Below are 12,814 nucleotides of genomic sequence, written 5' to 3' on the forward strand. Positions count from 1 at the left end.
CAATGACACCGATGATGAAACCGATGATGACACTCCTGCCGCTGGCCAGCCTGCTGGCCATGGGCCTGGCCCAGGCGGCCACGCCGACCCTGTCAACGGCGCCGCTGGCCATGCCCCAGCTGCGCATCAGCGACCAGGCCGTTTCCGCCGACCAGCAAGCCTACCGCCTGCTGCAGGAACGCATCAAGAAGCTCAACGACGGCGGCGTGCGCGTGGGCGATTATTACCTGTCCAAGGCGCAATGCTGGCTCGACGTGTCCTTCCACGAGTACACGCGCAACGACCGCTCGGCCTTTCCCCTGCAGGCGCTGCAGGAATCGGCGAAGATCGTTGCCGCGCTGGAAGACGGCAGCACGCCCAATCCCGGCGACGCCACGCCGCTGGTGAACGACGCCACGCGCTTGCGCGACGATCTGTGGGCCAGCTTTGGGAAGCTGCGCGCATCGCCCGGTTTCGCCTGCGCGGCGCAAAAGGTGGCGTGCGGCGAAGTGGAATTGGTGCATGCGGGCAACGAATACAAGCAGCTGGGCTGGCGCCACGCGAACCCGTACGTGCAGCTGGCCGAGGATGGCCAAGCGGCGGCCCAGTCCGCCGCTGCGGCGTGCCCGGCCGACCAGCCCAAGCCTGACCCGCAGCCCGAAATCCTGCCGCCGCGCATCGAGCACGAACGCCTCACGCTCGACATGGATGCCCTGTTCCGCTTCGACAAGGCCGGTCCGGCCGACGTGCTGCCGCAGGGCGTCGACAAGATCCGCGAACTGGCGGCGCGCCTGAAGCAGGGCTATGTGCAGATCGATACGCTGTCCGTGACGGGCCACACCGACCGGCTCGGCAGTGACAGCTACAACCAGGCCTTGTCCGAGAAGCGCGCGCTGACGGTGAAACAGTTGTTGCGCGAGCAAGGCATCGCCAACGTCATCAGCGCGTATGGCAAGGGCAAGGCCGAGCCCGTCGTCGCCTGCGACAAGGCGGCGCCGCGCGCGGCCCTGATCGCCTGTCTGCAGCCGAACCGCCGCGTGGAGATCGAGCTGACGGGCATCAAGCGCGTGGGCAAGGATTAGAGCGATCCTATCTGGCCATCGACAAACATGAGGATGGCGCCCGCCACGGCCTGCGGCGCCTCGCGTTGCGGGAAGTGGCCGATGCCTTCGAGCAACACGCGCTGGTAGGCGCCGCTGAAATGGCGTTCGCGCCCGGCCGAGCTGTCCGGATGGTTGCAGGTGTCGGCCGCGCCATGCAGCACCAGGGTGGGCACCGGCAAGACGGGCGCCGGGTGCAGCCGCGCTTCGTCGGCCGCGTACGCGGGGTCGCCCCCGGCAAACGCCCAGCGGTGACGGTAGGAATGCAGCACCACCTCGGCCCAGTCGGGACCGTCGAAAGCGCGGCTGGCCTGCGCGAAATCGGCTTCGCCATACCAGCCGGCGGGCGACCAGCTGTCCCACATCATGCGGGCAAACGCATGGCGGTCATGCTCGACGGCATGCTGGCCCCGCGGCGTGGCCATGAACCAGTGGTACCAGTAGTTGCGCGCCTGCTGGTAAGTCAGTTCTTGCCTCGGGTCATTCGTGCCATAGCCTACCGACAGCATGACGAGGCCGGACGCCGCGTCGTGGCGCAAGCCGCAGGCATTGGCGGCGGCGCGCGCGCCCCAGTCATGGCCCACCAGCAAGGGCCGATCCAGTTGCATGGCATCGATAAAGTCGAGCAAGTCGCGTCCCAGCGCGGCCAGCTGGCCGCTGCGCGGCGTGTCCGCATGGCGAAAGCGCGTGGGCGCGAAGCCGCGCAGGGCGGGCGCCAGCACGCGGTAGCCAGCGGCGGCCAGCGCCGTCGCCGTTTTGGCCCAGCTTTCCGGGCTGTCGGGCCAGCCGTGTACCAGCACGGCGCAGCGGTTGCCGGACGGGTTCCATTCCAGGTAGGCCACGTCCAGCAGCGGGGTGGCGATGTAGTGATAGTCTTGCATGGCATTCCTGACGAAGGTGAGTGGAGAACTGCATGGTAGCGCCGGCAATGCATTTGATTCGTGAGGAATTCATCGATATTATGAGCATATCTTGATGAATTGGAGCCTATCATGCACGCCTTGCCGGCAATGACCCTGGACATCGTCCTCCTGCGCAGCCTGCTGGAAGTGGTCGATACGGGCGGCTTCGCGCTGGCCGCGCAAAACCTGGCGTTGACGCCGTCGGCTGTCAGCGGGCATATCAAGCGCCTGGAACACAGCGCCGGCAAACAGTTGTTGACGCGCACGACGCGCAGCCTGGAGCTGACGGCGGCCGGCGAACTGCTGTACATGTATGCGCGCAATATCGTCGACCTGGAACGCGAGGCGCGGGCCAGGCTCAGCGGTGCATCGGTGCAGGGGCGGCTGGTCCTCGGTGCGTCGGAAGATTTCGCGGGCACGTGGCTGCCGCAAGTGCTGCAGACGTTCCAGCGCTGGCATCCGCAAGCGTCGATCGAATTGAAGGTGGGCATCACGGCCGACCTGCTGCGGCGCCAGACGCACGAGCAGATCGATGTCATTTTCGGCAAGCAATGCAGCCGCACGGAAGGGGCCGGCGAATTGCTGTGGGCCGAGCCGCTGGTGTGGGCATATGCGGCCGGCCGCCTGCCCGATGCGCAACTGCCCGTGCCGCTGGCGCTGTTTCCCTCGCCGTGCGTGTACCGCGAAGCGGCGCTGGCCGCATTGGCGCAGGCGGGCCGCGCCTGGCGGCTGGCATTTGACAGCGGCAGCATGGCCGGCTGCGTGGCGGCGGCGCTGGCCGGCTTTGCCGTGACGCCCGTGGCGCGCAGCCAGTTGCGCGACGGCTTGCGCATCCTGGGAGCGGAAGAGGGCTTGCCGCCATTACCCGATGCCCGTTTTTATGCCTTTCCACGCAACAATACGCCGGCCGTGCTGGCGCTGGTGGACGCCGTGCGCGGCGCGGGACAGCGGCAGCAGTTTCGCGCATGATGCCGGCGGCGCTGAAATGCCGATGAAAGTATGAAAGTTTAGCCTGCGTCATAAGGCGGTCATATGCCGCTGTTATGATGCTTTTGTTGGCACACAGCATGCATTGCGCAGATCACTACGCTCCGGGAGCGATAGGATGCAGGCATGACTCAACAGCTTAGCCGGTGAGCTCAACCATCGGCACCAGACATGTAAAACTTGTTTTATAGCAATACTCGCAGGGCGGGGCAGGGGAAATGCAGGAATCGGCCGGGGATTTAATGAAGTCCTAAGCCTGTCTCAGGGCAGGGCTGGCATAGTGGATACATGGCGCACGGAAACCCCGAGCGCAAGGTTGCCGGACACCTCAATGACCGGCACGATTTCCACGTTTTCATGTGTTTCCCGTTTTATCCCTGCGCTCTGAAACAGCGTTTCAACCGGCTACCGCACCTTGCGAAGCCGGTTTTTTTTGCCTGCGTTTTCATCCGTTCCCGGCGCCGCGGCGCCGGGAAAGCCAATTAGCCCGCCTGTTTCGCCAGCCATGCATCGACGGCCGGCAGCCGCTCGGCGCGCAGCTTGATGCGGTACTTGATGCCGGCCACGGAGCTGTCGGCGTCGCCGCGCGCGCCGGCCGGCAGGTGCGCCTGCGCGTACGCTTCCAGCTTGGCGATCATGTCCGGCTGCGCCGACGCGGCGGCCAGGCGCGGGAAGTAGCGGCTGCGCGAGCTGGCGTCGATGCGCGCATTGACTTGCTCCAGGTGCGCCAGCGCAAAGTCGAAGGCCAGTTCCGGATGCGTGCGCGACACGCGCGAGATCATGGCCGGGCTGTTGGTCACGCCCGGTTCATCCGTCAGCGCCAGTGCCAGCGCGCGCTGCGCCAGGGCGGGATCGTCGCTCGAGGCCAGCAGGTCGTATAGCTGATTCTTGACCAGCGGCGTCTTTTCCTGCTGCGCGCGGGCGTGCAGCTGCTCCCAGGTGGCGGCGTCCGCATGCTGCGCCACCACGCCCAGGATGGTGCGGCGCAGGGGCGCGGGCATGGCGGCGGGGTCTTGCTCGCTGGCCGCGTAGCGGCGGCGCGCCTCGGCCAGCACGCCCGGTTCGCCCATGTCGCCGAGGATGGCGATCAGATGGCCGCGCAGGGTCGCCACGCTCGAGGCTTCGCCCGCGCGCGCTTCCCAGCCCGTCTGCGCCATCATCGGCGCCAGGCGCGCCACGGCAAAGCGGCCGAAGGCCTGCTGGCGCGCGGGGTCGCCGGCGTACTGCTCATACAGGCTGCCCAGCGAGGCGGCCACCTTGCCCAGCACCTGCGGATCGGCCGACAGCGGCGTCGCTTTCACCAGTTCCAGAAAGTCGGCCAGGTTTTGCGCGCCCGCCAGGCCCAGCGACTGGCTGTCCGCCAGCAAGCCCAGTTGGTCGATCGGCGCCAGGCGCGCGAAACTGTGCGCCAGCGCGCGCGTGTTGGCAGGCGCGTACACGGTGCGGTAGTAGCCGCTCTGGCCCGCGTTCACCAGCAGGGCGCCGCAGCCGGGCACGTTCAGGGTCGCCTTGCCATCCCTGACCAGCACCGTGGCCAGCTTGCCGTTGCCGACCGTCGAGGCGATGACGGGCACTTTCCACGACAGCGGTTTCTTGTCCGGCTGGTCCTTGGAAAATTCCGTCTGCGTCAGGCGCACGCGCGTATTGCCGTTCCTGCACACGGCCTCGCCCACCGTGATCATCGGCACGCCCGGCTGCAAGGTGAAATCATGGGCGATGGCGCTGACGGGCTTGCCGGCGGCGGCATCGACTTCGCGCCACAGGTCGTCGGAGACGGTATTGCCATACGCATGCTTGCGCATGTAGCTGCGCACGGCCGTGCGCCAAGTGTCGGCACCGACATACGCTTCGAGCATGCGGATCACCGCTTCGCCCTTTTGATAGGTGATGCCGTCGAAGGCCTGGCTGGCTTGCTCCACGGTGGCGATGCGCTGCACCACCGGGTGCGTGGTGCGCAGCGCGTCCTGGCTCATGGCCGACTCGCGCCCGCCCACGTTGGACAGGGCCGTGTTCCACTCGGGGTGCAAACGCTCCGTGGTGCGGCTTTCCATCCACGACGCAAAACCTTCGTTGAGCCACAGGTCGTCCCACCAGCGCATGGTGACCAGGTCGCCGAACCACTGGTGCGCCATTTCATGCGACAGAGTGGTGTAGATGTTTTCCTTGTCCGACTGGGTCGAGATGGCCGGGTCGAGCAGCAGGCCGTATTCGAAGGTGAAGACGGCGCCCCAGTTTTCCATGGCACCGAAGAACTGGCTGCGGCCCGGCGCGGCGATGTTGTCGAGCTTGGGCAGAGGGTAGCGCACGCCGAAATAATCGTTGTATTCGCGCAGCAGGGCGGCCGACTCGTCGAGCGCGAAGCGGCTTTGCGCCAGCGCGCCTTTCTTCGTGATGACGCCGATCTCCGTGCCGTCGCTCATGGCCGTGGCCCGTTCGAAGTCGCCGAGGCCGAAGAACAGCAGATACGTCGACATGCGCGGCGTCGTGGCGAAGTACACGTGCTTCATGCCATTGCCCAGCTCCTCGCTGCTGATGATCGGCATGTTGCCGACGGCCATCTGGTTGCTCGGCACGACCACGTTGAGATCGAAGGTGGCCTTGTAGTCCGGTTCATCCCACGACGGCAGCATGCTGCGCGCATCGGAATTTTCGAACTGCGTGTACAGCGCGCGCTGGCGGCCCTGCGGCGTGTCGTAGTCGAGCGAGAACAGGCCTGTGGCCTGCGTGCCGATCTTGCCGCTGTAATCGATGCGCAGCAAGTACTCGCCCTTGGCCACGGGTTCGGCAAAATGCACGGTGGCTGTCTGTTTGTCCGCATCGAACTCGATCTTGCGCGTCACCTGCTTGCTGCCGCCCGCGCCTTCGATGGCGGCGGCCGCAAACGTCAGGTTCAAGGCATTGAAGGTGATGCTGGCGGTCGGCGCGTCGACGGCCACCTTGATGGCGGCCTCGCCCTTGAAGGTAGAGGCGGCGGCGTCTGGCGTGATCGACACAATATAGTGCAAAGGCGTGACGCCGCGCGGCAACTGCGTGGTGGTGCCGGACGCATGGCTGGCCGAGACGTACCTGGCGGCGGGAGCAGCGTTGTCCGCATGGGCTGCGGTGATGGAAGCCAGTGCCAGGACGGCGGCGGCCAGTTGGCTGCGCCGGAAGCGCGGAGTCGGTGTGCGATGCATGGTATGCCCTTGGTTCATGGATAAAACGCCCGCCAGCCGGATAGGCTGCGGGCGTCGATGACGTGTGGGGGACATCGCTGGAACTGGCGGCCAGCGTTCCCTTACAGCAATCTAAGGCGAAACGGGGGCAAAGTCAACGCGCCGGGGGCGCCGCACCATGACGGTGCGCTGGTATGATGGACGCCTGACCGTACTGCCACAGGCCAGTCCCGCAGCGGATTGGCCGCCACCATAACGAGACGAGACCCAAGCACATGAAACTGATTATCAGCCCCCGCACGCCCAATCCGCGCCGCGTCACCATGTTCATCGCCGAGAAGGGCATTACCGGCATCGAGGAAGTGGCGCTCGACCTGATGGCGGGCCAGCACCGCGATCCCGCCTTCCTGGCGAAAAACCCGCTGGGCCGCGTGCCCGTGCTGGAACTGGACGACGGGCGCGTGCTGACCGAGACGCGCGCCATCTGCACCTACCTGGAAGGCTTGCAGCCGCAGCCGAACCTGATGGGCGAGGGATTCGAGGAGCGCGCCTTCATCGAGATGGCCGACCGCCGCGTGGAACTGCATCTGTTCAGCGCCGCCGCCAACTGGGTGCGCCACGGCCATCCGGCCCTGGTGGCGCTGGAAAACCCGCAGTTTCCCGATTTCGCCACGGCGCAGGCGGGCAAGCTGCGCGAGACGGCGCAATGGCTGGACCAGGTGCTGGCCCACCAGCCCTACATCGCCGGCGAGCGGTTTACGATTGCCGACATCACGGCCTTCTGCGCGCTGGAATTTGCGCGCGGCCTGATGAAGTACCGTCCCGGCGCGGAAGGTTTATCCAACCTGCAGGCCTACCGCGACCGCATCGCCGAACGCCCCAGCGCGCAGGCGAAGTAGGCAATGCGTGCGGCCCGCTTCAACGATGTTGTCGGCTTACGCCCGTTGGGCTAAGCCGACCTACGCCGACCTACGTCTACCGACAGCCCGGTAGGTCGGATTAGCGGAACGCGTCATCCGACATCACCACTTACTTCAGCTGCTCGTGCAGGAAGGTGTAGGTCAGCGCCCACATCAGCGCCTGCTGGTCGTTGTTGGCCGCGCCCGCGTGGCCGCCTTCCGTGTTTTCCCAGTACAGCACGTCGTGGCCTTGCTCTTCCATCTTCGCCACCATCTTGCGCGCATGGCCGGGGTGGACCCGGTCGTCGCGCGTCGAGGTGGTAAACAGCACGCGCGGATATTTCTTGTCCTTGAAGACGTTCTGATACGGCGAGTACTTGCTGATGTAAGCCCATTGTTCCGGCACGTCCGGATCGCCGTATTCTCCCATCCACGAAGCGCCCGCCAGCATCTTGTTATAGCGGCGCATGTCGAGCAGCGGCACCTGGCTGACGACGGCGTTGAACAAATCGGGGCGCTGCACCAGCACGGCACCCGTCAGCAGGCCGCCATTGCTGCCGCCCATGATGCCCAGGTGGCGCGGGCTGGTGACCTTGCGCTTGATCAGATCCTGCGCCACCGAGATGAAATCGTCATACGCGCGCTGGCGGTTTTCCTTCAATGCCGCCTGGTGCCAGCGGGGGCCGAATTCGCCGCCGCCGCGGATATTCGCCAGCACGTACACGCCGCCTTTTTCCAGCCAGGCCACGCCCGTGGTGCCGCTGTAGCTCGGTTTGAGCGACACTTCGAAGCCGCCATAGCCATACAGCACGGTGGGGTTGCTGCCGTCGAACTTCGTCTTCTTGCTCATGATGGCGAAGTAGGGCACCCTGGTGCCGTCCTTCGACGTCGATTCGAACTGCTCCACCTTGTACGGTGCCGCATCGTAGTAGGCGGGCAGCGACTTGATTTTCGTGCGCTGGTCGCTTTGCGCCGTGGCTAGATACAGGGTGGTCGGATTGAGGAAGTCGGTCACCGTCAGGAAATACTGGTCCGAGTCGACCGGGTCGAGCGCGCTGACGGCCAGGGTGCCCAGCTTCGGCGCATCGACGGCGCGGCGCTGCCACTTGCCGTTCACGTGGCGCAGTTCCGTCAGGCGGTTCTTGACCTTGTCCAGGGTGGTGACGAGGATGGCCGATTTGGTGGCCGTGACATTGTCCAGCGACGAGGTGGCCGTGGGCGCGTACAGCACTTCCAGCTCCTGCTTTCCCTGCATGAAAGCCTTGAAGTCGGACGCCAGCAGCGAGCCTTGCACGTAGGTCTTGCCGTTCACTTTCCAGTCCGAGCGCAGGGTGATGATCAATTGATCGCGCACGGTGAAGGCCGTCGCGTCGTCCGGCTTCGGCACTTTGGTCAGATTCGCGCCGTCGCGCAGGAAGGTTTCGCCGCTGTAGAAATCGATTTGCCGCTCGATGAACTGGTGTTCGTGGCCGGGCGTGAAGTCCTTGTAGGCGCCCGCGCTCAGGTCGTCGGGTTTGGCTTCATACAAGGTGTGCGCCTGCGCCAGCGGCGTGCCGCGCTGCCACTGTTTGATGATGCGCGGGTAGCCGGAGCTGGTCATCGAGCCGGGGCCGAAATCGGTGGAGACGAACAGGGTATCGGCGTCGATCCAGCTGGCGCTGCCCTTCGCTTCGGGCAGGGTGAAGCCGCCGTCGACGAAGGCGCGCTTGGCCACGTCGTATTCGCGCACCACCTTGGCGTCGCCGCCGCCGCGCGACAGGGAAATGAGGCAGCGTTCGCCCTTCGGATACAGGCAGGAGGCGCCGCCCCAGACCCAGTTTTCATGCTCGCCGGCGGCCAGCTGGTCGAGGTCGATCACGGTTTCCCACGCGGGTTCGGCCAATTGGTACTGCGCCAGGGTGGTGCGGCGCCAGATGCCGCGCACGTGCTGGGCGTCGCGCCAGAAATTGTAGTAAAACTCGCCTTCCTTGCTGACGTAGGGAATGCGCTCTTTCGAGTTGAGGATGGTTTTCAGGCGCGCCTGCAGGGCCGCGAAGCCGGGCTGGCTCTCCAGTTCCTTGACGGTGACGGCATTGTGCTGCTTGACCCAGGCCAGCGGCTTGTCGCCGAGGACGTCTTCCAGCCACAAATGGGGATCGGTGTTGGCGGCGGCAGGGGCGGGGGCTTGCGCATGGGCGAGGCCCGCTGCGGCCATGCCGAGCAGCATGCTGCCGGCGAGAGTGCGATATGACGACATGTAAGGTTCCTGGTTGGTCCGGTGGAGGCCGCGTTGCAGGCAAAACGGCGCAGCCATGGTGCCATGGATTGCTGTGAGGAACCAGTGTCTATGGACGGCTACCTGAAAAAATAGTTACTTTTCCAATATTGTTTGCTGGAAAAGAGTCGGGCCGTAGAATCTGCGGCACTTGGTGTACCAGTCCGTGCCGTTGCCGTGCCCTGATGCGCGGCGTTCACGGCAGCTGATTGACCCACACAGGCGCCGACCAGACGATATTGCCGTCGTCCTGCGTCAAGCGCGCGTAATAGAAATGGGGGCCGGGTGCGGGCGTGACGGTGAGCTCGGCCTGGTCCGATACCTGCGTGACGGAGCCGTTACCGCCCGGCACGCCGTGGAAGATGGCGACGGCCGCCGCCTGCCGCCCGTCGCTGTTGCTGAAATGGGTGGCCAGCTGCAGTGGGCCGTGGTTATCGAAACGCTCGCCCATCAACTTGCCATTCGCCGTGAACAGCAGCTGCGCGTGCTTGTCCATGGTGGCAAACACGCGGCGCGCGCGCAGGGCCTCAAATAGTTGCTCGCGCGACAGCGGTGCGTTGGCCGCATCGGCGATCACCAGCACGGCCGTGCGGTTGCCGTAGGCCGCGCCCCAGTTGGCGCAGTGGTTGTCCTGGTTGCTGCTGAAGGCCACGTGGTAGCCGGCCGCCAGGGCCCGGTTGCAGGCCGCCTCGTAATTGCTGCGTCGCGTTTCCGTTTCCTGGTCGTTGGTGGAAAAGGCGGACGTGTTCATCACTTCGCACAGCACCATGGCCGCGTCGCCGTCCGGCGTGTAGCCGAGCGGCTGGCCCTCGACGAGAAACTGGCCCGCATAGGCAGGGTGGTTGAACTGGCCGATCCAGCCCCGTTCGCGCATCAGCGCGTACAGGGCGGCGTAGTCGCTTTTCGGCGTTTCCAGGTCGGCCAGCAATTCGCCTTGGGCATTCCTTTCCCAGCCCAGCAATTGGTCGCTATTGAAGATGTTCAGGTGGCCGCCCTTGTTGATGACGCCCCATTCCATGCCGTACAGGGCCAGGAAACCCGGGTGGGCGTTTGTATAGGCTGCCGCTTCGGCCAGCCCCGTCTGATACAGGGCCTTCGCTTCGGCTGGCACGGCCGCGCTGTTGGTGCCGTCCGAGCCGTCATACATATGGTTGTGCTCGGACGTCAGCAGGGCATCCAGGCCGTGATCCTGCGCATACTTATAGGCATCGATAGGGCCGAACGGCGCCGTTTGCGGCTCCTGCGCGCCATGGCAGGCGTCGAGCGCGGCGCCGCCGTCGCTGTGGCGCGTCTGGCTGTGCAGGTTGGCGTAGACGATGCGGTAGCCGGGCTGGCCTTCCAGGCCGGGCAGTTGTTGCAAGCCGGCCTGGAAGGTGGGCACCCTGGGTGCCGTGCTGGCGCCCCGTTGCACCGCGATTTGCCATTGCTGTTCCACCTGCGCTTCGTGCGGCGTGCCGGCATCGGCCACGGCCAGCAGGCGCAGTTCGTACAAACCGTCCGGCGCCAGCATGCGCCGTTCGCGCGCATCGGCATCGGCGCGGCCATCCCAGGGCAAGTTCACGCTCTTGCCGCCCGCATCGACTTGTTCCGTGCCCGACCAGCGCCGCAGCACGGCGCCTTGCGGACCGGGGCCGGACAAGGTCAAGGTCCAGCGCACGGCATGCGGGCGGCCTTCGTCCGGATACGTGAGGCGCACGACGAATGTGCGCGCCTGCGCGACCCGCTCGCCGCGCGCCGCGTGGAACGGTGCGAAGACGGTCGCGTCCAGTTCGCTGTGCTCCCTCGGTGCGGGAGAGCGATCTTGCGCTGCGGCAGTGTTACTCCAGGCGATCAGGAGCGCACCCACGCAGACGCATGCCAGCGCACGCGCCATGCCGCGCCGCCGCTGCCGCAGTTGCCCGTCCATGCCGGCCTCCGCTTCATGAACTCAATAATAATTAGATAATCATTGCCACGTTCGAGTTCCTTTGCGCACCAAGAAGAGGCGTGCCTGCACCGCCATTGGCCATGACCTGGCGCAAAGTCCGTGCAAATAGGCAGACTTCCCCCTGGGATGGGCCTGGCACGGCGCTTGCTAAACAAAAGGGACGGATCAACGGCGATCCCCTGAATCAACGCACAACGGTCCAACGAGGGACCACCTGGACAACGGCGTCCGCTCTGGCTGATTTTTCATCGGCGGGGGCGGGCGCCGTTTTTGTTTGCATCTTTGTTATTTTCGGGATACTTCGGGAAACCATCATGGCCAGCCAAAAAGCAACAAGCATCGCGCTCTTCTCCCTCGCCACGCCGCCCATGCGCGCATTCCACCTGACGTGGATGGCATTTTTCGTGTGTTTCTTCGCCTGGTTCGCCTGCGCGCCGCTGATGCCGGTCATCAAGGGCGAGTTCGGCCTGTCCCTGGCGCAAGTGGCGAACATCAATATCGCCGCCGTCGCCATCACCATCCTCGTGCGCCTGATCGTGGGCCCCTTGTGCGACCGCTACGGCCCCCGCAAGACCTACACGGGCTTGCTGCTGCTGGGCGCCATTCCCGTGCTGGGCGTGGCCGCGTCGCAAAGCTACGAAAGTTTCCTGTTCTTCCGCCTGGGCATCGGCGCCGTCGGCGCCAGCTTTGTCATCACGCAATATCACACCTCCGTGATGTTCGCTCCGCGTGTTGTCGGCACGGCGAATGCGGCCGCCGCCGGCTGGGGCAATGCGGGCGGCGGCGCGGCGCAGGCGCTGATGCCGCTGCTGCTCGGTGCCGTGCTGATGCTGGGCGTGTCCGAATCGCTGGGCTGGCGCATCGCGCTGCTGGTGCCGGGCGTGCTGATGCTGGTCATGGCCGCCCTGTACTGGCGCTATACGCAGGATTGCCCGGAAGGTAATTACTCGGATTTGCGCGCCGCCGGCGTGGCCATCGACGGAAAAAAGGGCGGCTGGGCCAGCTTCAAGGCTGCCAGCGGCAATTATCGCGTGTGGCTGCTGTTCGTCACCTACGGCGCCTGCTTCGGCATCGAAATCTTCATCCACAACATCGCCGCCGTGTACTACGTCGACCATTTCGGCCTGTCCTTGAAATCGGCCGGCCTGGCCGCCGGCAGCTTCGGCCTGCTGGCCCTGTTCGCCCGCGCTTTGGGCGGCTGGCTGTCCGACAAACTGGCCCTGCGCGGCAACCTGAACAGCCGCGTGACCCTGCTGTTCATGCTGATGATCGGCGAAGGCGTGGGCCTGCTGTGGTTTGCCAAGGTCGACAGCGTCACCTGGGCCGTCATCGCCATGCTGGTCTTCGGCCTGTTCACCCACATGGCGTGCGGCGCCACCTACGCGCTGGTGCCCTTCATCGACAGCCGCGCGCTGGGCGGCGTGGCCGGCATCATCGGCGCCGGCGGCAACGTGGGTGCCGTGGCGGCCGGTTTCCTGATGAAGGGCACGGGCGACATCCGCCAGACCTTGATCATCCTCAGCGCACTGGTGGTGATCTCGGCCCTGTGCGCCATCGCCGCCCGTTTCACGGGCCTGGCGGCCGAACCGACCATGGCCGCGGCCTGAGGAG

General features: G+C 65.6%; 8 protein-coding genes. 4 read left to right on the top strand and 4 right to left on the bottom strand.

The genetic code is table 11. The annotated features are described in order from the left end of the window. Positions 1–23 precede the first annotated feature (23 nt). Positions 24–1,061, top strand: coding sequence for an OmpA family protein (locus ACQ4WQ_RS05245; RefSeq protein ID WP_436495142.1), 1,038 nt, complete (start codon positions 24–26; stop codon positions 1,059–1,061). On the opposite strand, the gene ACQ4WQ_RS05250 is transcribed toward ACQ4WQ_RS05245, so the two are convergent. After that, positions 1,058–1,960 (bottom strand): alpha/beta fold hydrolase, encoded by a 903-nt coding sequence (locus ACQ4WQ_RS05250; RefSeq protein WP_436495144.1) that lies wholly within the window; start codon positions 1,958–1,960, stop codon positions 1,058–1,060. The two genes, ACQ4WQ_RS05245 and ACQ4WQ_RS05250, sit on opposite strands and share 4 nt — an antisense overlap. 111 nt (positions 1,961–2,071) lie before the next feature. Here ACQ4WQ_RS05250 and ACQ4WQ_RS05255 point away from each other — a divergent pair, with 111 nt between their 5' ends. After that, positions 2,072–2,950, top strand: coding sequence for a LysR substrate-binding domain-containing protein (locus ACQ4WQ_RS05255; protein ID WP_436495146.1), 879 nt, complete (start codon positions 2,072–2,074; stop codon positions 2,948–2,950). A gap of 500 nt (positions 2,951–3,450) precedes the next feature. Here the strand turns inward: ACQ4WQ_RS05255 and ACQ4WQ_RS05260 are convergent, their stop codons facing one another. Next, positions 3,451–6,144: a M1 family metallopeptidase gene (locus tag ACQ4WQ_RS05260; RefSeq protein WP_436495148.1), complete on the bottom strand. Its 2,694-nt coding sequence runs from the start codon at positions 6,142–6,144 to the stop codon at positions 3,451–3,453. 254 nt (positions 6,145–6,398) lie between these two features. Here ACQ4WQ_RS05260 and ACQ4WQ_RS05265 point away from each other — a divergent pair, with 254 nt between their 5' ends. After that, entirely contained in the window at positions 6,399–7,022 is a 624-nt protein-coding gene (locus ACQ4WQ_RS05265; RefSeq protein WP_326456272.1) for a glutathione S-transferase family protein, read from the top strand. 130 nt (positions 7,023–7,152) lie between these two features. Here ACQ4WQ_RS05265 and ACQ4WQ_RS05270 read toward each other — a convergent pair whose 3' ends face one another. Further along, complete coding sequence (locus ACQ4WQ_RS05270) at positions 7,153–9,258, bottom strand: prolyl oligopeptidase family serine peptidase (RefSeq protein WP_436495150.1); 2,106 nt, start codon at positions 9,256–9,258, stop codon at positions 7,153–7,155. A 214-nt stretch (positions 9,259–9,472) separates the two neighbouring features. After that, a complete protein-coding gene (locus ACQ4WQ_RS05275) occupies positions 9,473–11,182 on the bottom strand; it encodes a CehA/McbA family metallohydrolase (protein WP_436495152.1) in 1,710 nt (569 codons plus the stop codon). A 335-nt stretch (positions 11,183–11,517) separates the two neighbouring features. On the opposite strand from ACQ4WQ_RS05275, the gene ACQ4WQ_RS05280 reads away from it, so the two are divergent. Beyond that, on the top strand, positions 11,518–12,810 hold the full coding sequence (locus tag ACQ4WQ_RS05280; RefSeq protein WP_436495154.1) for an MFS transporter: 1,293 nt from the start codon (positions 11,518–11,520) through the stop codon (positions 12,808–12,810). The last annotated feature ends 4 nt before the right edge of the window (positions 12,811–12,814 follow it).

This window comes from Janthinobacterium goodfellowi (assembly GCF_051380695.1).
Classification (GTDB): domain Bacteria; phylum Pseudomonadota; class Gammaproteobacteria; order Burkholderiales; family Burkholderiaceae_D; genus Janthinobacterium.